19 protein-coding genes and 1 tRNA gene are annotated in these 20,895 nt (G+C 38.9%); 11 read left to right on the top strand and 9 right to left on the bottom strand.

Features of this window, described 5'->3' with window-relative positions; all coding sequences use genetic code 11:
- Window positions 1-125 precede the first annotated feature (125 nt).
- The 3 genes from PLJ10_05220 (at window position 126) to PLJ10_05210 (ending at window position 5,374) form a co-directional block, all read left to right on the top strand.
- The gene (locus PLJ10_05220; GenBank protein HOK09045.1) at window positions 126-1,493 is read left to right on the top strand and encodes a neutral/alkaline non-lysosomal ceramidase N-terminal domain-containing protein; all 1,368 of its coding nucleotides are present in this window, start codon (window positions 126-128) and stop codon (window positions 1,491-1,493) included.
- A gap of 329 nt (window positions 1,494-1,822) precedes the next feature.
- Entirely contained in the window at window positions 1,823-3,883 is a 2,061-nt protein-coding gene (glgX, locus tag PLJ10_05215) for a glycogen debranching protein GlgX (GenBank protein HOK09044.1), read from the top strand.
- 99 nt (window positions 3,884-3,982) lie between these two features.
- A complete protein-coding gene (locus PLJ10_05210; GenBank protein ID HOK09043.1) occupies window positions 3,983-5,374 on the top strand; it encodes an FG-GAP-like repeat-containing protein in 1,392 nt (463 codons plus the stop codon).
- Between the two features lie 136 nt (window positions 5,375-5,510).
- Here the strand turns inward: PLJ10_05210 and groL are convergent, their stop codons facing one another.
- Window positions 5,511-7,142 (bottom strand): chaperonin GroEL, encoded by a 1,632-nt coding sequence (gene groL, locus PLJ10_05205; GenBank protein HOK09042.1) that lies wholly within the window; start codon window positions 7,140-7,142, stop codon window positions 5,511-5,513.
- A 24-nt stretch (window positions 7,143-7,166) separates the two neighbouring features.
- A complete protein-coding gene (gene groES, locus PLJ10_05200; protein HOK09041.1) occupies window positions 7,167-7,463 on the bottom strand; it encodes a co-chaperone GroES in 297 nt (98 codons plus the stop codon).
- Window positions 7,464-7,776: 313 nt separating this feature from the next.
- On the opposite strand from groES, the gene PLJ10_05195 reads away from it, so the two are divergent.
- The 3 genes from PLJ10_05195 to PLJ10_05185 all read left to right on the top strand — a co-directional run bounded on the left by PLJ10_05195 (window position 7,777) and on the right by PLJ10_05185 (window position 8,627).
- The gene (locus PLJ10_05195; GenBank protein HOK09040.1) at window positions 7,777-8,133 is read left to right on the top strand and encodes a MerR family transcriptional regulator; all 357 of its coding nucleotides are present in this window, start codon (window positions 7,777-7,779) and stop codon (window positions 8,131-8,133) included.
- A gap of 10 nt (window positions 8,134-8,143) precedes the next feature.
- A tRNA-Pro gene (locus PLJ10_05190) sits at window positions 8,144-8,222 on the top strand.
- A gap of 150 nt (window positions 8,223-8,372) precedes the next feature.
- The gene (locus PLJ10_05185) at window positions 8,373-8,627 is read left to right on the top strand and encodes a 2Fe-2S iron-sulfur cluster-binding protein (GenBank protein ID HOK09039.1); all 255 of its coding nucleotides are present in this window, start codon (window positions 8,373-8,375) and stop codon (window positions 8,625-8,627) included.
- On the opposite strand, the gene PLJ10_05180 is transcribed toward PLJ10_05185, so the two are convergent.
- The gene (locus tag PLJ10_05180) at window positions 8,617-9,150 is read right to left on the bottom strand and encodes a hypothetical protein (GenBank protein HOK09038.1); all 534 of its coding nucleotides are present in this window, start codon (window positions 9,148-9,150) and stop codon (window positions 8,617-8,619) included. The genes PLJ10_05185 and PLJ10_05180 overlap by 11 nt on opposite strands.
- 103 nt (window positions 9,151-9,253) lie before the next feature.
- On the opposite strand from PLJ10_05180, the gene PLJ10_05175 reads away from it, so the two are divergent.
- From PLJ10_05175 to PLJ10_05155, 5 genes are read left to right on the top strand one after another with little or no spacing between them, the layout of a single operon-like run.
- Window positions 9,254-10,942 carry an NfeD family protein gene (locus PLJ10_05175; protein ID HOK09037.1) on the top strand — a complete coding sequence of 563 codons (1,689 nt, stop codon included), beginning with the start codon at window positions 9,254-9,256 and terminating at the stop codon, window positions 10,940-10,942.
- Complete coding sequence (locus PLJ10_05170) at window positions 10,935-11,246, top strand: hypothetical protein (protein HOK09036.1); 312 nt, start codon at window positions 10,935-10,937, stop codon at window positions 11,244-11,246. The genes PLJ10_05175 and PLJ10_05170 overlap by 8 nt, the downstream gene beginning before the upstream one ends.
- Entirely contained in the window at window positions 11,243-11,737 is a 495-nt protein-coding gene (locus PLJ10_05165) for an NfeD family protein (protein ID HOK09035.1), read from the top strand. Before PLJ10_05170 ends, PLJ10_05165 begins: the two co-directional genes overlap by 4 nt.
- A gap of 54 nt (window positions 11,738-11,791) precedes the next feature.
- Complete coding sequence (gene floA, locus PLJ10_05160; GenBank protein HOK09034.1) at window positions 11,792-12,829, top strand: flotillin-like protein FloA; 1,038 nt, start codon at window positions 11,792-11,794, stop codon at window positions 12,827-12,829.
- A 21-nt stretch (window positions 12,830-12,850) separates the two neighbouring features.
- On the top strand, window positions 12,851-13,483 hold the full coding sequence (locus PLJ10_05155; protein ID HOK09033.1) for a hypothetical protein: 633 nt from the start codon (window positions 12,851-12,853) through the stop codon (window positions 13,481-13,483).
- A 201-nt stretch (window positions 13,484-13,684) separates the two neighbouring features.
- Here PLJ10_05155 and PLJ10_05150 read toward each other — a convergent pair whose 3' ends face one another.
- The 6 genes from PLJ10_05150 to PLJ10_05125 are packed head-to-tail and all read right to left on the bottom strand — an operon-like array spanning window position 13,685 to window position 20,840.
- Window positions 13,685-14,944: a hemolysin family protein gene (locus PLJ10_05150; GenBank protein HOK09032.1), complete on the bottom strand. Its 1,260-nt coding sequence runs from the start codon at window positions 14,942-14,944 to the stop codon at window positions 13,685-13,687.
- Window positions 14,941-16,458: a hemolysin family protein gene (locus PLJ10_05145; protein HOK09031.1), complete on the bottom strand. Its 1,518-nt coding sequence runs from the start codon at window positions 16,456-16,458 to the stop codon at window positions 14,941-14,943. Before PLJ10_05145 ends, PLJ10_05150 begins: the two co-directional genes overlap by 4 nt.
- Complete coding sequence (gene ybeY, locus PLJ10_05140) at window positions 16,452-16,937, bottom strand: rRNA maturation RNase YbeY (protein HOK09030.1); 486 nt, start codon at window positions 16,935-16,937, stop codon at window positions 16,452-16,454. The genes PLJ10_05145 and ybeY overlap by 7 nt, the downstream gene beginning before the upstream one ends.
- A 1-nt stretch (window position 16,938) precedes the next feature.
- A complete protein-coding gene (locus PLJ10_05135; GenBank protein ID HOK09029.1) occupies window positions 16,939-19,458 on the bottom strand; it encodes an HDIG domain-containing protein in 2,520 nt (839 codons plus the stop codon).
- A complete protein-coding gene (locus PLJ10_05130) occupies window positions 19,455-20,513 on the bottom strand; it encodes a PhoH family protein (GenBank protein HOK09028.1) in 1,059 nt (352 codons plus the stop codon). Before PLJ10_05130 ends, PLJ10_05135 begins: the two co-directional genes overlap by 4 nt.
- Before the next feature lie 30 nt (window positions 20,514-20,543).
- Window positions 20,544-20,840 carry a hypothetical protein gene (locus PLJ10_05125; protein HOK09027.1) on the bottom strand — a complete coding sequence of 99 codons (297 nt, stop codon included), beginning with the start codon at window positions 20,838-20,840 and terminating at the stop codon, window positions 20,544-20,546.
- Window positions 20,841-20,895: the final 55 nt, after the last annotated feature.

Raw genomic sequence — 20,895 nt, 5'->3', positions numbered from 1 at the left:
TTTATTTTTTGCTATACTTTTAAATGCAATAGTTAATAAAGATATACTAAACCTCGAAAATAAGTTATGAAATAAAGGAAAATAGATTTTAATAAAAATTACAAATTTTACAGTAGGAGTATGTTATGAATCGAAGATCTTTCTTAAAAAAGAGCGTAACATCGTTATCCTTAGTTTCATGGAGTATTATGCGTCGAGGCTCTGCTGATGTTCATCTCCGCGTAGCCACATTTAAAACAGACGCAACTCCGCCATTAGGTACTCCATGGTATCCAAGTTATAAACCATTAGATAAAATTGAGCATCCGTTACTTGCAAAGGGAATTATTATTGAAGAAAATCATAAACGATATGTCCTATGTGTTATCGACTGGTGTGAGATTATTAATAACTCTTATTATAAACTTCGCGAGATGATTGCAAAAGCAGTGAAAACAGACCCAAACGCTGTATTTGTAAACACCGTTCATCAACATACTGCACCGATGTGTAATGATAATATCTACGAAGTTCTTGCCAAAATAGAAAATCCACCGCCTTTCCCTGCGAAAGAAGCCTTTGAGCCAATATTCCAAAATATAGTTAAGGCAGTAAAGAAAGCGGTGTCATCACTTACCCCCTGCAACGCTATTGAAGTAGGTTCTGCAAAGGTAGAGAAGGTTGCGTCCAGTCGACGAATACTTCAGCCAGATGGCAAATGCCTTACACGATTCAGCTCATGTAAAGACCCAGTGTTGATTGAAGCCCCAGAAGGGTTAATAGACCCATACCTACGGACATTAAGTTTCACATCAAAAAAGGGGAAACCACTTGCACGATTACACTTTTACGCAACCCATCCACAAAGTTTCTATGGCGATACACGTGCAAGCTACGACTTCCCTGGGATGGCTCGAGAACAAATGGAAACGGATGAAGGTGTACCTCATATATATTTCACAGGTTGTGCCGGTGATATTGCAGCAGGTAAATATAATAATGGAACACCAGAAGCACGGGAGCAATTATACCAACGAATGCTCACTGCAATGCAGAACTCTGTCCAATCTTTGCAAAAAGAAAGTATTACTAACATTAAATTAAAAACTATTCCTCTAATATTTGGACATAGAACAGACGGCGATTATTCACAGGAAAGTTTAGAGAAGAACTTAAATGATACAACAAAAGAACCCAACTATCGTATTGGGTCTGCGATGGAAATTGCATGGCAGAAACGTGCGGATACTATCCCTATTCCGATTAGTGCATTACATATTGGTAGTGTATCGATACTTCATTTGCCAGGTGAACCGATGATAGAGTATCAACTCTTTGCACAAAGATGTGTGCCAGACCGAACCGTCCTTGTCGGAGCCTACGGCGACTGCGGTCCATCTTATATCTGTACAGAAGAGTCATTTAAACAAGGTGGTTACGAACCTTCATCCGCAGGCTGTCCACCATCCACTGAAGCTAAACTAAAGGAAACTATCCAACAAGTACTCTCATAAAGTACCCACTACATAACCTAAATTACCCTAAATTTTATAAGATTTAATGTGTATTGGTTGCCTATCTTGGGTAGATTAGTAATGTTTAATTATAATTGATTTGTTTTCTCTCAACCTTTATACTATAAGTTAATTTAAATGTATTAATCTTGTTTTTAGATATGTAATAAGTGGATGATATAAGTGTTAGTGGCTTTAAGGAAGGAAGTCTCTGTTATCTTTTGTTTGTATATTTATAGATAATGAAATAGGGATAGATGAATGTGTTAAATAAATGACCGAATGATTATTTGTGATAAGTAAGGAAAAGTAGTAATTAGAGGATGTTTATGCGTAAAGTTAATCCTTCTGAATATATTATAACGCCAGGTCGGCCATATCCTTTTGGGGCTATTGTTTCTAATGATGGTGTTCGTTTTACTATTTTTTCCCGTCATGCGAAACGGGTATGGCTTGCTCTTTTTGAGAATGTTGATGATACGGTGCCAGCATGGGAGTTTGAATATGACCCGAAAAGACATCGTGTTGGGGATGTCTGGTCTATTTTTGTTCGTGGTGTCCCTGTGGGCAGTTATTATATGTACCGTATGGATGGTCCGTACGACCCAGTGTCGGGGCATCGTTTTAATCCTGCTATTTATTTGATTGACCCGTATGGTAAAGCCTTTATTGGTGATGTAGATAAAGGGAATATGAAGAGTGTTGTCGTTGAGGAAGAGATGGATTGGGAGCCAGAACGACCTTCTCATATACCTATGGAAAATTTGGTTATTTATGAGACGCATGTACGTGGTTTTACAGTTCATTCATCTTCTGGGGTAGAGTATCCGGGTACATATCGGGGATTAATTGAAAAGATTCCTTATTTGAAGGACCTTGGTGTTAATGCTGTTGAACTTTTGCCAGTTCAGGAATTTGGGGAACGTCGAATTGGCAGGTGTAGTTTAATCACGGGTGATGAGTTAATTAATTATTGGGGGTATAGTAATATAGGTTTTTTTGCGCCTACTCATTGTTATGCGGTGACAGCTCAACGGTTTGAGCATCTTTCTGAGTTTAGGCGAATGGTAGAGGCATTACATCGTGCAGGAATTGAAATTATTCTTGATGTTGTATTTAATCATACTTCGGAAGGGAATGAATTGGGTCCAACGCTTTGTTTTAGGGGAATTGACAACAGTATTTATTATTTGTTAGATAAAGATGGTAGGTATCTAAATTATTCAGGCTGTGGTAACACATTAAATTGTGACCATCCTATTGTGAGGGATTTTATTTTGGATTGTTTACGTTATTGGGTTGCGGTGATGCATATAGATGGTTTTCGTTTTGACCTTGCTTCTATATTGGGTAGGGATGAGAAAGGCGATCTTTTATCAGATGCTCCGTTAATTGAGAGAATCGCTGAGGACCCAGTCTTGCGTCATGTGAAACTTATTGCGGAGGCATGGGATGCAAGTGGAGCATATCAGGTTGGTTCTTTCGGTGGTTTACGTTGGGCTGAATGGAATGGAAAATATCGGGATGATGTGCGACGGTATTGGCGAAATGACCCACATATGCATCCTACATTTGCTACGCGTATTACAGGTAGTTCTGACCTTTATCAGTGGGGTGGTCGTTCACCTTTGCATAGTATCAATTTAATTACATGCCATGATGGGTTCACACTTCATGACCTTGTAACTTACTCACAGAAGCATAATGAAGCCAATGGCGATAACAATAAAGATGGACTTGACGAGAACTTCAGTTGTAATTATGGAATTGAGGGTGAGACAGATGACCCAGAAATTAATAAAATACGGATGCGGATGAAGAAGAATTTTATTGCAACATTATTCATTTCACTTGGTGTGCCAATGTTATTAGGTGGAGATGAATTTGGTAGAACACAAAAAGGGAATAACAATGCATATTGTCAAGACAACGAAATCTCATGGTATAACTGGCAACTTTTAAAGAAAAATTATGACCTATTCCGTTTTTGTAAAGGCATGATACAATTTCGTCGAGAGAACCCAGCATTACGGAAAGTAACTTTTTTTGATGGGATTCCGAAATATGGGCATCAAAAATGGGCAGATATAACGTGGTATAATGCGGAGGGAAATCCTGTTAATTGGGAAGGTGATGATTCTGTTTTCGGTTTTAGGATTGATTCGGCGATAAACGATGGTTACTCACTATTCGTTATTTTCAATAATACACCTTATTTGAGGAATTTTCTTATTACTGCGGAACCATGGCGATTAAGGGTAAATACTGCGGAACTCCCACCACGTGATTATTTTGAACGACATCAGGCGAAAATTGTGTCTCAACGAACATTAACTGTCCAACCACGCTCTATGATTATCCTTGAAGCCTACAATAAGAATAAGGAATAAATTTGGGATAATATTTGCGACTTTGCTTCATTAAAAAAGTAAAATATTTATAATTATTATCATACAATAGAAACAAATCAATACTATAGGGTTAGTAATATGTTCTCAATAAAAGTTCCGTATTTTGTTTTGACTATTACCTGTTTATCTTTCGTATGTCCATTAAAATGTTCTTGTCTTAATAATATTCCACCATATCCAGAAAATCCATTTATAATTAATTTAGATATCCCTGCTCCTGATGATAGTGCAGGAAGCTTAATCGTGGCAGACCTTGATGGTGATAAGAAGATGGATTATATCGTAACTCGGCCAGGATATGTAGCAGGGTATCGTTGGGATGGGAAGAAATTGTGGGTTTTAAATGTAGATATTCGTGTTGGTGGTTCTGCGGAAACTTATGGTTTGCCGGGGCATCATGGTCCGGGAGTACAAGCAGGGGATATAGATGGGGATTGTAAAACGGAGGTTTTATTTTTAACAAATGATAGTATTTTACATGTTGTTGAAGGGAAGACAGGCAAGGCAAAATGGGCTTCTGCACCTGCCGTGCCAAAAGGGGCTGAGCGCTGGGAACATTTGGCAATAGTAAATTTAAGGGGTAAAGGTGACCGTGATATTGTTTTGCAAGCAACGAACAAAGAGGGGTATCGTATGGGACGTTATGTATACGCTTTTGCATTGAATAAGTTAGAAAAAGGGGAGTATGAACCCTTGTGGTCACAGGATGATTTTCTTGCATGTGCCCATAATGGTTTTCGAGTGGCTGATTTAGATGGGGATAAACGTGATGAGATTATTAGTGGGTGTATCATCGCTTCAGATGGTAAGGAAGTTTTTCGACTACCATATTTACAAGGGCATTTAGACAGTGTATTTATTGCAGATGTTCGGCCTGATATTCCAGGGTTGGAAGTGGTAACGCTTGAAGAGGGGGCAAATCGAGTTTTCCTCTTTGGTATGGGGGGGATGATATGGACTTCGGATAATAAACATCAGGAACCACAGAATGCAGGGGTTGGAGAGTTTGCATTGGACTTGCTCGGGTTAGAAATCTGGTGTCGAAGTAGATATGATACGGACCAAAAACCATGGGTATTTGATGCAAATGGAAAAATAATTGCGGATTATGAGATGCGAAATGTTGCTCCTTCGGATTGGACAAACAAGGGTATTGAGGTGATAAATTCTATTTATTGGGATGGGACAGAACGGCAGTATCTTTGTGCTAAAGAACGACATGAATCGGGTGATGTGGCTATAATAGACCCGCTCACAGGAAGTTTTCTATTTCGTTTCCCTGAGAAAGCAGACCGATTATATGTTGCTGATGTGGCAGGAGACTGGCGAGAAGAAATTATTGTTTTGGCTGGGAATCAATTGCATATTTACCAGAATGAAGAGAAGAATCCTAATCCCAAGAAACAACGTCTATGGAAGCAACCTTTATATCGGAGGTTGAAAACAGTGTGGAATTATTATTCGCCATGAGCGGGGAGGTTTTGTTTAAGGTGCAAGTCCGACCAGTTGGACAGGTCAGACAAGTTAGACGATAAAGAAAGGGCAGAAATCTTTTTTGATTTCTGCCCTTTTATGTTTATATCTCGGGTATTGGGTTTCTAATTTGTTAATACATGTCTTCCATACCGCCAGCGCCAGGACCCGGTGTCTTCTTTTCTGGTTCCGGTAGTTCGGCAACCAATACTTCGGTTGTTAACAGTAGGCTGGCAATACTTGCTGCGTTTTGTAAAGCACAGCGGGTTACTTTAGTGGGGTCAATGATACCAGATTTTAGTAAATCTTCGTATTCACCAGTTTCTGCATTGTAGCCAATACTTCCCTTCTTTGCCTTGACATTTTGTACCACGGTGGCACCTTCGTCACCGGCGTTTGCTGCCAATTGACGGAGTGGCTCTTCCAGTGCGCGTTTTACAATTTGGGCACCGATAAGTTCGTCACCCTCTAATTTCAACTCGTCAATGGCTTCCTGGCAACGAAGTAGTGCTACGCCACCACCTGGGACGATACCTTCTTCAACCGCTGCGCGGGTTGCGTGAAGGGCATCTTCAACACGGGCTTTCTTTTCTTTCATCTCGATTTCTGTGGCTGCACCGACATTAATAACTGCAACACCACCAGCTAATTTAGCTAACCGTTCTTGTAATTTTTCACGGTCATAGTCGGAGGTGGTTTCTTCAATTTGACGACGGATTAGGTTAATTCTACCCATAATGTCAGAGTTTTTGCCCGCACCTTCAACGATGGTTGTGGTGTCTTTATCAATCACGACGCGTTTGGCACAACCCAAATCGCTCAATGTAATATTCTCTAAAGAGCGACCCAAGTCTTCGGTAATAGCCAAACCGCCAGTCAGAATAGCGATGTCTTCTAACATGGCTTTACGACGGTCGCCAAATCCTGGGGCTTTTACGGCACAGCATTGTATTGTTCCACGAATCTTGTTTACTACCAATGTTGCCAGTGCCTCACCTTCAACATCCTCAGCGATGATTAGCAAAGGCTTACCACTCTTGGCAATTTGTTCTAATAGAGGTAGCAAATCTTTTAGACTGGATATTTTCTTCTCGTGAATAAGAATATAGCAGTTTTCAAGGACGCATTCCATTGTCTCTGTATTGGTTACAAAATATGGAGACAAGTAACCTTTATCAAACTGCATTCCTTCCACGATTTCAAGAGTGGTCTCAATCCCTTTGGCTTCTTCAACGGTAATGGTGCCATCATTGCCGACTTTTTCCATGGCTTCAGCAATGATATTACCGATTTCAGTATCACCGTTGGCAGAAATTGTGGCAACATTGCGTAAGACATCGCGGTCATTTTTAACCTGCTTGCTCATTTTTGCTAAGCGGTCAACGACAGCATCTACTGCCTTCTCTATACCACGTTTGAGTGCCATTGGGTTGGAACCCGCGGCAACATTCCGCATACCTTCACGGAAGATGGCTTCTGCAAGAATGGTTGCGGTTGTCGTTCCATCACCAGCGACATCGGAAGTTTTGGATGCCACCTCTTTTACCATCTGGGCACCCATGTTTTCATACTTATCTTCTAATTCAATTTCCTTTGCTACACTTACACCGTCTTTTGTTACAGTAGGGGCACCCCATTTCTTTTCAAGGACAACGTTGCGTCCTTTGGGGCCCAATGTGGCTTTTACTGCTTTACTCAGTTTGACAACGCCCGCCAGAACTCTCCGTCGAGCATCTTCACCGAATTCCAATTGTTTTGCTGCCATAACTCATCCCTCCTTATTTTAAGGTTAATCTTCAATTACTGCAAGGACGTCTTCCTCGCGAAGAATGACGTGTTCTTCACCGTCAATCTTCACTTCGGTGCCAGAATACTTACCCATAAGGATACGGTCACCCTTTTTTAATTCCATGGGTATTCGCTTGCCATTCTCGTCCAGTCTGCCTGGACCAACTGCGATAACACGCGCTTCCTGAGGTTTCTCTTTTGCCGTGTCGGGGATAATGATACCACCACGCACGGTCTCTTCGGGTTCAATACGTTTTACAAGAATACGATCTGCTAATGGACGAACCTTTGTAGCCATAATGCACCATCCTCCATTTGAGGTTAAAGGTTTAGGTTAAATTAAAGTTAAAGTTGAAACTTTATTGCAGAACTTAGATGAGGATATAGTAGACATCCTCAACAATTATTAACGTATAACGTTTGGTTTTTGTTAGCACTCACTTATTGTGAGTGATAATAAAAATATCATAAACAATACCCTTTTGTCAAATCAAAAAATACACGCTATATGTCTTTGAGGAAAGAATTGCGTAGATATTTTGAGGAGTAGTTTTGTAGCTGAAAAAATTAATTTATTTGATTTATTGGGTGATTTTTGATAGAATATAAAAATGCTCAAGGATGCCAAAAAGGTTTATACGATAAAAGAGGTATCAGAACTTACGGAAGTTCCTATTTATACGATACGTGAGTGGGAAAAACATATACATAAATTAAAACCGAAACGGCATCCTAAGACTAATTGGCGTTATTATACAGAAGAAGATATTAATATTATTCGGCAGATAAAATATCTTTTACGAAATCGTAAAATACGGTTAAAAGGAATTAATGCCGAATTATTGAAGATAGAACGACTTGGTGATACAATATTAGATCGTGCTGGTGTATTGAATTTGATACGTCAAATTCGAGTAGAATTAAATGAAGTACGGTCATTAGTTGAGAGCATCCTTGATAAAGAATGATTTTATAGGTCGGGGCGTGGCGCAGTCCGGTTTAGCGCACTTGACTGGGGGTCAAGGGGTCGCTGGTTCAAATCCAGTCGCCCCGACCATAAACGTATGTTTACGTGAAGCATAGGGAAAACATAGTAGAAAAATATTTTTTGTTAATTTATTAGAGTGAAGTGCAAAGAGATTGTCTGGTATAATTCGGTATGTTTCTCATAAGTAGAAAGTTCTTTTATTTTTAGAGGAGGATAAGGATGGCGAAAATAGTTACAGAAGGAAAGGAAGAAGAATTACCAGATGGTTCACCAATAATTCATGCATGTGAGAAATTGGGGGTACCGTTTGGTTGTCGGGCTGGGCAATGTGGAACCTGTATAATCACGGTTGAAGAAGGTATGGAGAATTTGGAACCTAAAAATTATCTTGAAGAGGATATGGGTTTAGGCGAGAATCAACGTTTGGCATGTCAAACACGGATTCGGACAGGCACAGTAAGAATTAGTTGGTAGATGAGGTGTCTTTTTCTTGTGTAGAGTTATTCGGGATAGGTGTAGATAAGGTATCTTTCCTGTTATAGAAATCAATGAAAAGGTCAGGGAGCCGTTTGAATATACTATTACCATCGAAGTAGTAGAAAACAACAATAGTTAACAGGAAAATCCAAAAGAAGACTTTCATTACAAGTAGGGCATAAATGATTTTTATGTATTCTTGTTGGGGGATATTTTTATACAGGTCGAAATCTGGACGAAGCGGTAGAAACGCTAAGAATGCCATTAACCCACTTTGTAATGATTTCATCCAGCTTTCAATGTTTGATAAGGGTACTTCCCGACAACGGTGGTATATGAAATGCATATAATATCCTGTGAGCAGGATGGTAATTATCCACGGTGAATTCACCATTGCTTTCCATACTGTTACTCCACTAATAACCCGTAGATAGTTAAAGGTGTCTTCTGGTGATGAGCCTAAAATGAAAAGGATAATCCATAATAAAATATTTAGGAAACGAAACAGACACTCAATCACTAAATAATTCCTCTTTGTTGATGAAACATGATAACTTTTTTGTTTGTTAATGAATTATAATATAATGGAAGTTAACATTTATATTAGGGAAGACACAAAACTCATGATTTTCCATCCATTTAGACAACATGAACGAGTCACTTATGTTCCACGAGTCTGGATTTCTTTATGTGTAGTTATATTGACAATAACTTTCATTACATTTTCAGAGAAGGTTAACAACTCTTATGTTGTTATGTGTCCTGCAAAAGGAATGGTTGATGACGGGATGAAGGTCGTTATTCAGCGGGCTATTGCAGAGGCAAATAAGGGGGCGAAGGCATTTATTTTGGAGGTGGATACTCCGGGAGGGCTTGTGGATTCGGCGGTAGATATTACAAACATTTTGATGGAAGCCAAGTGTCCGACAATCGCATATATCCATGGGATGGGTGCCATTTCCGCAGGTGCGTTAATTTCGTATGCTTGTAAGCATATTGCAATGGCGCCGGGGTCGAATATCGGTGCTTCAGCACCAATTGTATTAGGGGAAGCACAGCCATCAGAAGAATTCAACGAAAAAACGAAATCATATTTGCGTTCTCGTTATCGTACACTTGCAGAAGTTAATGGTCATAATCCATTGCTTGCCGAAGCAATGGTAGATGCAAAAATTGAGGTTTGGGGTGTGAAAAGTTCAGAGGGTAAATATGAGTTTTACCGCACGAAAGAGGAGGCAGAAGATGCAGGTAAGAAGTCTAATATTCTACCAGAAGTAGAACAGCCTCCTAAATCTTCTGATGATGTAGTGCACAATTATCCCTCACAAGTATCAACGTATAGGTACCAATATTGTAATTTTATGGATAACCATAGGATTGTTCTCGCTGATGAAGATGTGCCACAAAACAAGTCTACTTCCACTTATTCATCAATCACAGGGGTTAAACAAATCTGTAGAGAAGGAGAATTGCTAACGTTGACTTCAAAAGAGGCTCTTGAATATGGGCTTAGTGAAGTGATTGTAGAGAATGTTGAAGACTTGCTAAAACATTACCAGTTAGAGAGTTGTGAAATTGTTCAAATTGAGCCAACTTGGGGTGAACGAGTTTTTAAATTCTTAGTAAATCCGATGGTTGCGGGAATTCTTTTGTTGTTAGGGATTGGTGGATTATATCTTGAATTAAAAACACCTGGATTTGGTTTGCCAGGTATTATTGGAATAACGTGTCTCGCTTTATTTTTCGGTTCTCATCTTGTAATTGGTCTTGCAAATTGGATAGACCTTTTATTGCTTTTAACAGGGCTGATTTTATTAGGAATTGAGATATTTATTATTCCGGGATTTGGCATAACAGGTGTGTCAGGTTTGGCGTGCATCATTATCGGCATTTATTTGTCGCTAACTCGGGTTGCTATTCCAGAGTATCCATGGGACTTTGCACGTTTGGAGAATGCTGGGCAATCGTTGACAATTGCATTTGTTTCCTTTTTAATTTTTGTATGGTTAGTCTGGAAATATCTACCCAGAACTTCTTTATTTCAACGGTTTGTGCTCTCGCATGCAGAAAATGTAGAAGCGGGATATGTAGTTCAGGAGTTGGAGCAACAACAGGAGTGGATAGGTGCAATAGGGATTGCGGAAACAGTGTTAAGACCTGCTGGTAAAGGTCGATTTAAGGGGCAGTCGCTGGATGTCGTTGCAACTGGTGAATACATAGAGATGGGAACACATATACAAATAATAGAAGTTCAGGGAAATCGTTATGTGGTTGTTCCTGTAAAAACAGATAAGGAGGCTAAACATGAATGAGATTAAGATTATTGTTCAAATGCTAAAACAACTTCTTAAAGAGATGGAAATTGTCTCTTCACAAGGTTCTGGATATTATACCTGTGTGCCTTTTTTAAAACGATATAATAAACTTCTTCAAGAGGCACAACGTATTTTTTCTCAAAATCAGTCTCCCTCGGTTATTAATACGTTTGAAATTCTTCAGGAGGCAGACCCGAAAGACCCAAGCGAAAAGAGCAAGGTGTTATTGAGTATACGAGTTGAAACATCACAATTAATAACTTTATTAGAGACAGTATTACAGGAGGAAAACAAGAAATGATATGGTGGGCTATTTTATTATTTTTAGGGGGTGTGATTCTCATATTGGCGGAATTTATTGTGCCAGGCGGAATTTGTGGCACGTTTGGGATTATTATGTTGTTAGGCAGTACAGCCATTGGGGGGTATTACTATCCTGATTATCTTATATTTATTATCGTGGTTGAGTTTCTTGGGTTTGTTGGTTCTCTTGCAGGGGGGTTTTATCTTTTAACAAAAACCTCTGCTGGTGAAAAATTAGTTATCAGCGAAAGTCAAACAGTGGATAAGGGCTATATTGGTATTCAATTTGACCCTTCGTTGGTTGGCAAAACAGGGAAGGTTATTTCTCCTCTTAGGCCTGCAGGGATAATAGAAGTCGATGGAAAAAGGGTAGATGCAGTTTCTTCTGGAATGTTTATAGAAGCGGGACATGAGGTAAAAATTATTGATATTCAGGGTCCACGCATAGTTGTTGAGGAATGTAGAAATATTGAAAATGAGAAAATATAGGTTATAATAAGATAGATATAAAGAAGTTTAACTATTAACTAAAAGGAGATTTATATGATAAATCCGATTATCGCTGTATTTTTGCTGATTGTGTTAGTTGTAGCCCTTATTTTTGTGGCTATTGTTATATCCTTTTTCCGTTTATGGATACGTGCCGCTTTATCCAAGGCGCATGTGTCGATTTGGAATTTAATTGGTATGAGTTTGCGAAAGGTCAATCCGCAAGTTATTGTCGACAGCCGAATTATGGCGGTGAAAGCAGGTTTAAATGTAACCACAGATGAACTTGAAACACACTATCTTGCGGGTGGAAATGTACTTCGTGTTGTACAAGCCCTTATTGCAGCAAATAAAGCAAATATTCCGCTTACGTTTCAAAAGGCAACAGCAATAGACTTGGCTGGGCGTGATGTACTTGATGCGGTTAAGACCTCTGTCCGTCCGAAAGTTATAGATTGTCCTGACCCATCTAAGGGACCTTCAACTGTTTCCGCTGTCGCAATGGATGGAATCCAGTTGAAAGCGAAGGCACGTGTTACTGTTCGTACAAATATTGAACGGTTGGTTGGTGGTGCAACAGAAGAAACCATTATAGCTCGAGTAGGGGAAGGTATCGTTACCACGATTGGTTCTGCACCGACACATAAGAAGGTTTTAGAAAATCCAGATTCTATTTCGAAGACAGTCCTTGCACGTGGGTTGGATGCTGGGACAGCATTTGAAATTCTTTCAATAGACATTGCGGATGTTGATGTGGGTGAAAATATTGGTGCCCAGTTGCAAATTGCTCAGGCAGAGGCAGATAAACAGATTGCTCAAGCTCGTGCTGAGGAACGACGTGCTATGGCATTGGCACGTGAAGCGGAGATGCAAGCATTGGTTATGGAAATGCGGTCTAAAGTGGTTGAAGCAGAAGCAGAAATTCCGAAAGCCATTGCAGAGGCGTTCCGAAATGGAAACCTTGGAGTTATGGATTATTATCGGATGAAAAATATTCTTGCGGATACCGAAATGAGGGATGCTATTTCAAAGTTATCACCGCCAGCACAATCTCAACCCAAAGGACCCGACAAACCGACTCCTTCATCGTAAGAGATAAAGAAGGGATTTATTATGAATTTTGAAGACCTATTAGGTTTAGTTGTGTTCTTAGGAATTGTAGTTATTTCTTCAATCTTTCGTGCAATGAAAGAAATGAAGAAAGATACACCAGGTAAGCAGACAATTCCCAAGAGCAAGCCATACAACGAAAAAAGGAAATTTGAAGAGTCGAAGGAGACTGTTCCAAAACGGAAAGTAGTTATCCGAACGGAAAGCGAATCTCCACCGCCACCTCTTCCATTATTTGAGCCTAAACCTAAAAAAGGAGAGCAGAATGAAGAATTGTGGGAAGAAGAAGGACCTAAATTAAAACCTATTATTATAAAGACAGAACTTCCTCAAAAGGTTGAAAGCCCAAAAACAAAGTCTACTCCAGAAAAGAGGGAACCTGTTTTTAAGGAGGTTCAAGGAAAATACATAACTAAAAAAATTGATATCAAACCGAAACCAAAAAGTGAGTCCGTCTCTACAATGGCTCGTATGGGCAAAGCAGAAGTAACTGCACCAATGCAACGTATGTCGATGCAACCTGCGGGACATGGGGTTATCAATCTACGAGAAAATATTGGCAATATTCCGCAACTTCAATGGGCGATTATCATGATGGAAGTATTATCTCCTCCGAAATCTCTTCGGAATGAATAACAGGATGGGATATTTGAATTACTATTGGAGGCAAATGGGTGAATTAAGAGTATCATTGATGTCTCAAAGTAATAAAGGCGACTCTCACTTAAGTCTTTTATAGTCATGAATTATGCAAAAATTCTCACATTCAAGAAGAGATTTTAACTATAAAGGTATAGAGGAAGAATCAAATTAGATTTCTAAAGGTTGGCTCATATTTTATTTCTTTGGAACGTCATGAGAATTGGTCTTTTGAAACTCCATGCGTATTAAGGTTATACAATTAGGTTTTCCATCAAGAATAGTGATGCGGAAGGGACCTGCAATTAAAACCTCTCCTTTCTGTGGTATTCTTTGAACCATTTTTATCAGCCAGCCACCTATTGTTTCTACCTCGTCATCATAGAGTTCTATCTTCGTTGTTTCTCTAAACTCTTCAAGTGTTGTTCGTGCACGGACAATATAGTCACCAGGACCCATTTGGCGAACAGGGAGTTCTTCCTGGTCATGTTCATCACGGATTTCGCCAAATATCTCTTCTAAAATGTCTTCTAATGTGATCAATCCTGCAGTGCCACCATATTCATCAACAACAATAGCCATAGTTTGATGTTGTTGACGCATTTGTTTAAGGATTTCATCTAACGGGGTTGCATCTGTGATGAACATTACTGGGCGAATGAAGCGTCGTATATCTTGATTTTCTCTGGTTTTATCTTTTAACAGGTCAAATGCCTTAATAATACCTATGATTCGGTCTATGTTTTCTTCATATACTGGAATACGGGTATATCGATTTTCTCTGAATACCTGTACTACATCGTCCCGTTTCGCCAGCACGGATACAGCACAAATGTCGATGCGAGGCACCATAATCTCCTTTGCCACTTTTTGTTGAAGGTCGAAAACAGAGTGGATAAGGTCTCGCTCCTCCTCGTGGATGCCTCCATGTTCTGCTCCTTGTTCTACGAGTCGTTTCATATCTTCTGGCGAACGCATTAATGATTTTAATGATGAGAACCATTGATTTGTCCCTAACGTTTTGGAGAAAAACCAAACAATTGGAATGGATAATGGCTTGAGAAAGAAATCAAAAATTACAATTATGGGAACGAAAAAATAACACAACGTATTAGGATGAACCCGAAAAATAGTTTTAGGTAGAATTTCTCCAAAAAAGAGTATGATTGCGGTGGCTACAAGTAGAGATGAGATTGGGTTTCCCAACAAATGGGTTAGTGCTATTGAGGCTATAACAATAGAAATATTTGTACCTAACAATAATACGATAAGAAGTTGGTCAGGATTATCCAGATATTTAAGAAGAATTTGTGCACGTCGAGAATGTGTTTTTCCCGAGAGATGTTTGACACGTATCGGATTAAGCGAAATGAATCCAGTTTCATAGCCAGCGAAAAAGGCGGAGGAAATAACACCACCAATAAAAACGGAAAATAATTGCCAGTTAATATTGGTCATAGATTATTTCCTTCTGTTTCTTGAGTATCGGCTTCTCGTTCGATGTTAAGTCGTAGTTGTGTTATCCGTTTTCCATCCATTTTTTCCACCGTGAATTTTAGTGGTCCTACGGATACAATATCCCCTTGCTTTGTTAGATTCTCGTGCTGTTTTAGTAGATAGCCAGCAATGGTATTATGTTCTGGGTCTTCTAAAGAATATTGGATTAATTCTTCTAATTCAGATATTGGCATTTTACCATGAAGTAGATATTCATTTTCCGATATTTTGACAAAGAGGGGTTCTTCTACGTTTTCGTCATCAGAAATTTCTCCGACAATTGCACTTAATGCATCGTGTAATGTTACAAGTCCTGCTGTTCCGCCATATTCATCAACGACAATAGCAACATGTGTATTTAATTTTTGTGCTGTTTTAATTAACTCTGATATTGACATTGTATCTGGAATAAAATTGGCTTTACGTCCAATAGGTTTAACAGGCTGTTTCCATTGTCCCCTTTCAGTATAATCAAGTAAGTCTTTAGCATAGAGAATACCAATAATATGGTCCAAATTTTCGTGATAAATAGGCATGCGTGAGTATTCATGTTCACAGAAAACTTCCCATGCATCTGCTACTGTTGCTGTATCCTGTATAGCCACGATTTCTGTTCTTGGCACTAAAATACGTTTTACTGGTTCATCACGAAACTCAAGTATACCACGTATCATTTTACGTTCATCTTCAGCAATGACGTTTGAAAGTCCTTCCTCATTTACGAGTAGTTTTAATTCGTCATCAGTGACCCATGGTGAAGGTGGTATAGAACTGAAATGTGTGATTCGGAATGTAATACCGATAGAAAAGAGAAGTAGTCTACGTATAGGTGTGAATAAAGCATGAATGATATAGATTAAAAAAACGACGGAACGAGCATATTGCTCGACATATCTGGAGGCAATTAGTTTTGGGGTTACCTCTCCTCCAAAAATAAGCAGTAAAGTTGAGGCCAGACAGGCAATTGAATAAGAAACAAATGATGAAGCAATAGATGAGGGTAGTACTCGGTTTATAATGTATTCTTCCAGACGACTTCCAAAGGCAATACTTAGACCAATATTCACGATGGCATTACCCATAAGTATTGTTGTTAATAGTTCGGATGGAGACTTCATTAATTGGGCTATCATTCTGTCACGGAAGGACGGGCTATTTTTCATAGCTTTGAGTTGTGTCGTTCGAATAGAAAAGAAGGCGGTCTCAGTGGCTGAGAAGAATGCAGATGAGGTTAATAAGCAACATGACAAAATAATGATATGGAAAGGGAAAAATTTGTCGAGATTATTATAAATTGTCCCCCCATTAACACTTTCTGCCTGAAACATAGCTAGGAAGATAAGTATAAAACAGAAAGCAATTGGATATAGATGTTGTCGATTAATCTGAATATTTTTTTGGTTCTCTTTTCGTCTACGAATATTTATACTTCCTTCTTTTTCTATTGTATCATACATGCCGAAAAAGTTTAACATTTCTTTTTATTGGTGTGTTTTGGATATTTTATCCATGCATCTTCTATCGGTATCCCTAAATATTTTGCTTGTTTTTCTATCATCTGTCTACGTTGATGTGGTGTATCGTGGATATATCCTAATAAATGGAGCAAACCATGACAAAACAAGACATCAATTTCGTGTATTGCTTTTTCAGGGTTTTCTGCCCTTGTAAGTACAGTCTGTAATGAGATAATAATTTCTCCAATTGGTTTTGTATCCCCAGATGGGAAATTGGAGGGCACTGGAAAAGATAGGACATCTGTAGGGGTGTTTTTATGGCGATATTCTTTGTTTAGACCTTGAATAAAATCATCATTACAAAATACGATGCTTAATTCACAATTTTGTTGTGAATGCCCTTCTTCAATCAGGATGTGTTCTGCGATTTTTTTTAACCGTCGTGAATTATACATTTGTTTATAAGAGGAAATATTTTTTATTGCTATATGGAGCATCTCACTTCCCTAAAACTTCTTTATTGTCTAATAAGATTTCATCAGGCTTTGCATTATGGTTATTTGTTTTTGCTAATAATGTGTTTGCATGCTCTTCTTCAATATTGATTCCAGGATAAGAAGGTCTTAAATGATGTAATGAGTTTAAGGCAAGAGAAACTTCTTCAATAATAATGTTTAACTGTCGAAGTGTGAGGTCACATTCATCAAACTGACCGTCATTAGCCCTTTCTGTTACGAGGCGGTCTACTAATTGACGAATTCGTTCTGGGTTTGGATTTTTCAGCGAGCGTACTGCTGATTCTGCCGCATCGCAAATCATAATAATTGCATACTCCGGTTTTTGTGGTTTTGGACCTGGATAACGGAAGTCTTGTTCATTTACATCGCCAAACTTTTGTTGTTCGATGGCTAACTTATAGAAATAACTGACAAGATATGTCCCATGATGTTGAGCTATGGCTTCTGTGACGGGCTTTGGAAGGTGATATTCTTGGGCTAATTTGACACCTTCATTAACATGGTTAATGATTATACGGACACTGTTACGTGGGGAGAGGGTGTCATGAATATTATTGCCATTCTGATTCTCATAGAAATATTCCGAATGACGCATTTTGCCTATGTCATGGTAATATGCACAAACGCGTGCAAGTAAGCCATTTGCATCAATTGCATCCGCAGCTCTTTCTGCTAATTGTCCTAAAATGAGGCTATGTGAGTAAGTTGCAGGGGCACGCACTGCCAGTTTCCTAAGTATTTCGTTATTAAGGTCTGAATATTCTAAAAGTTGGAAGTCTGTAACGATTCCGAATAAACGTTCAAGAAACGGCAAAATACCTGGCACTAAAAGTATACATAAACTCCCATTAATACCTAATAATAAAAATCGTCGTACGGTCATTTCTCCGATTAAGGTGTCTGTGGTGAGGGTGATTGCTAATAAAGTAAGGAATCCGATGAAGATACCACTTAGGGAAGCGGAGGTAATATCTCTCCGTTTGCGAACACGATAGATAGTAAATACAGCCCCCATGGTCATTGCAAGGTCGAAGATAAGAAGTCGCCAGTCATAGCGAAATAATATAGATAAGAGCACACAGGTAATAAAAGATAGAAATGCAGATAGCCTCATCTGTACCAGAATGGCAAATAAAATTCCAGTAATTGCTACAGGGACAGAAAAACCTGTGGTATCAAAAAATTGCATTGTTTTTCCTAATAGAAGGATTCCATTAATAAGGAGAAGAGCAAGATACCAGATGGCTTCTGATGATGGTTCTCCTTTGTGTTCCCATAGGCGGATAGCACGGTATAAACTTACATAAGCGAGTAGAACGATAATCAAATGAGCGATAAATGAGAATAGCCAGCGTGGAGATTCACCCTGACTTTGATTGAGTAGATTTAAGTAAGTTTTGGCGTCGGAACGTGATTCTAATGTCCATCGTTTCCCACGTTCTTGAATAATTTCACCTGCGGCAATCTCTTTCATTACAGGGTTAATTGATTCTGCAGAGCGTTCGCGGACAATCTCTGTTGCGACTGAATCGTATTGTAATGTGTCTACTACCAAATCTGAGGTGATGGACATGATAGCCTCATAAACTTTTAGCCAATCCAACGATGGAAATTGTTTGGCGATTTTTCGTGCTTCCTCTTGAATTTTTGGTTTTAATTTATTCTCAATTGCCTGTTTGATATCTGGGACATCACGGAGTAAGATTTCTTGAGTTACCTTTTGTTCTGTTTCAGATACATCACGGATAATGGCTATTTTTATTTCTGTATTTCCTTTGTCTTGTACGGGAAAGATACCTTCATTCAGAATGGAGTTTAAACTTTCTTCCGCAACTTTAGCCATTATGTCTGGAAGTTGTACTTTGCCATCAGATAGAGAAAATTGGAGATTTTCTCCTAAATTCGGAATATTAAATGGGTTATTATTCATATTCCGATTTTCTAAATTTACATCAGTCAAGATCCATAGTAAGAGTTTTGACGCTTCGATATTTTCTGCCCATTTAATAGTCGGGTAAATTTCGTTAAATACCTGTTGAGCGTAAGACATGAATTGAGATGATTCATCCATCTCTTGTTTTTTTTCTATTTTTTTCCAATCTTCATAAATTTTTGTACGAATTGTTTGTAATTGGCTAATACGTTCTCTTAAAGTCTGAAGTTGTTTCTGGACTTTTTCCTTATCAATTCGATAGTGAGGAAGTACTTTTTCACGTGCTTGGTTACGTGCTTCTTGTGTTGCTTTGACATCCTCAGTTTGAAAACTGAAATTTGCACGCAATTCCTGTTTTGCAACAATTTCTCGGTCAACTTCTTCTGGGGTTAATGTTTCTTGAGGGAAATTTGAGGTGATAAGGAAAGCAGAAAAGATAGCGGACAAGATACCAACAATCAGGATTTGTGGACTGAGAAAGTGTTTATCCCGCCGTAACTGCCACTGTGAGATTTTATCTAATGACGGGAACCCAATTTTTCGCTGGGTTCCTGACTTTTCACTCATAATTCATGCTCGCTCCGTTTCTCATCTATTTTTTTGGGGGATGTGTGCTCATGATTAACCAAACGTCCATGAGCCTCATAGGCATCGATAATTCGTTGCACCAATGGATGTCGGACGACATCACGTTTGGTTAAATGTACGATACCAATGCCTGGAATCCCTTCCAAAATTCTTCGGCTTTCCACCAAGCCGGATATTTTGCCTTTGGGCAAATCAATTTGGGTTATATCTCCCGTAATAATAGCCCGTGAGCCTTCACCTAATCGGGTAAGGAACATAAGCATCTGGTCACTTGTTGTATTTTGTGCTTCATCTAAAATAACAAAAGCATGGTCAAGAGAACGACCTCTCATAAAAGCCAGTGGTGCAACTTCTATTCGTTCCTGTTCTATCCATCGTTGGACTCTATCGAAATCCACCATGGAGTATAATGCATCATATAGAGGACGTAAATAGGGATGTACTTTTTCCTCAATGGCTCCGGGCAGGTATCCTAAATTTTCTCCCGCTTCTACGGCAGGTCGTGTTAATACTAAACGGCGTACTTGTTTATTTAACAAGGCTGAGACAGCCGATGCCATAGCCAGATAAGTTTTTCCTGTCCCTGCTGGACCTATTACAAAAGTCATTTCACATCGGCGAACTGTCTCTAAATAGTCTATCTGCCCTTGGGAACGAGGTTGAACTTTTATTTCGGGTCTTAACAAAATTGCTGGGTTAGTGGTGTATGTTTCAGATTGTTCCTCTAATGCAATAGTGTTTTTCATTTCTGGATAATCTTCCATAGCAAGGTCAAAGTCAGCAGGTGTCGGGGTGTAGCCCCTACGAACTGCAAAGAGTAAATGGTTCAGAACATCACTTACTTTTTGGGTTTCTTCATATTCGCCGATAAGCAAGACTTTCCCGCCTCGGTCAATGACTTGGACATGGGTTTGATCACAGACTCGCCTTCGGATTTCCCCATTTACCCCTAACAGTTTGATTAATTCATCATGATTCTTGACAACAATCTCGTGTGTCGAGACTGCATCCTTCTTTAACTTGAATTTACTCATACCCAATTTGTTTGAATTGAACCTCCTTTATCATTGTTCTTCCAACCTTAATACTTTTTCACCAGGATAAACCCAGCCTTTATTTTTACGAACATATTCCTCTTGCTTTAATTGGTCAGCCTTCAACCGTTCGATTTCTTGTTCCAATTGTCTTTTTTGTTCTGCCAAATCTCGTATTTGTTGGATGAATTGTTGAAATTCTGCCTCAGCTTTTTTTACTTCTTGATAACGGTTAGAGAGGTCTCTATATTTAAAATAACCATAAGCAAAACAACACACCATCACTAACACAAGCAAAAAACGAAATATTTGTTTTACTCGTTGCATTAACCTGTGTCAATAACTCCTTTGTTTTACTTATATATTATACATCAAATTATAT

The organism is Candidatus Hydrogenedens sp., assembly GCA_035361075.1.
Lineage (GTDB): Bacteria > Hydrogenedentota > Hydrogenedentia > Hydrogenedentales > Hydrogenedentaceae > Hydrogenedens.
This window is presented reverse-complemented; position numbering and strand designations above follow the sequence as displayed.

Bases quoted from the DNA above. Each gene is read 5' to 3' on its own strand.
- groES (HOK09041.1), bottom strand. From the start codon at position 7,463: ATGGCTACAAAGGTTCGTCCATTAGCAGATCGTATTCTTGTAAAACGT.
- PLJ10_05165 (HOK09035.1), top strand. From the start codon at position 11,243: ATGATATGGTGGGCTATTTTATTATTTTTAGGGGGTGTGATTCTCATA.
- groL (HOK09042.1), bottom strand. From the start codon at position 7,142: ATGGCAGCAAAACAATTGGAATTCGGTGAAGATGCTCGACGGAGAGTT.
- PLJ10_05130 (HOK09028.1), bottom strand. From the start codon at position 20,513: ATGAGTAAATTCAAGTTAAAGAAGGATGCAGTCTCGACACACGAGATT.
- PLJ10_05125 (HOK09027.1), bottom strand. From the start codon at position 20,840: ATGCAACGAGTAAAACAAATATTTCGTTTTTTGCTTGTGTTAGTGATG.
- PLJ10_05155 (HOK09033.1), top strand. From the start codon at position 12,851: ATGAATTTTGAAGACCTATTAGGTTTAGTTGTGTTCTTAGGAATTGTA.
- PLJ10_05150 (HOK09032.1), bottom strand. From the start codon at position 14,944: ATGACCAATATTAACTGGCAATTATTTTCCGTTTTTATTGGTGGTGTT.
- PLJ10_05135 (HOK09029.1), bottom strand. From the start codon at position 19,458: ATGAGTGAAAAGTCAGGAACCCAGCGAAAAATTGGGTTCCCGTCATTA.
- PLJ10_05175 (HOK09037.1), top strand. From the start codon at position 9,254: ATGATTTTCCATCCATTTAGACAACATGAACGAGTCACTTATGTTCCA.
- PLJ10_05185 (HOK09039.1), top strand. From the start codon at position 8,373: ATGGCGAAAATAGTTACAGAAGGAAAGGAAGAAGAATTACCAGATGGT.
- glgX (HOK09044.1), top strand. From the start codon at position 1,823: ATGCGTAAAGTTAATCCTTCTGAATATATTATAACGCCAGGTCGGCCA.
- PLJ10_05220 (HOK09045.1), top strand. From the start codon at position 126: ATGAATCGAAGATCTTTCTTAAAAAAGAGCGTAACATCGTTATCCTTA.
- PLJ10_05195 (HOK09040.1), top strand. From the start codon at position 7,777: ATGCTCAAGGATGCCAAAAAGGTTTATACGATAAAAGAGGTATCAGAA.
- floA (HOK09034.1), top strand. From the start codon at position 11,792: ATGATAAATCCGATTATCGCTGTATTTTTGCTGATTGTGTTAGTTGTA.
- PLJ10_05145 (HOK09031.1), bottom strand. From the start codon at position 16,458: ATGTTAAACTTTTTCGGCATGTATGATACAATAGAAAAAGAAGGAAGT.
- PLJ10_05170 (HOK09036.1), top strand. From the start codon at position 10,935: ATGAATGAGATTAAGATTATTGTTCAAATGCTAAAACAACTTCTTAAA.
- PLJ10_05210 (HOK09043.1), top strand. From the start codon at position 3,983: ATGTTCTCAATAAAAGTTCCGTATTTTGTTTTGACTATTACCTGTTTA.
- ybeY (HOK09030.1), bottom strand. From the start codon at position 16,937: ATGCTCCATATAGCAATAAAAAATATTTCCTCTTATAAACAAATGTAT.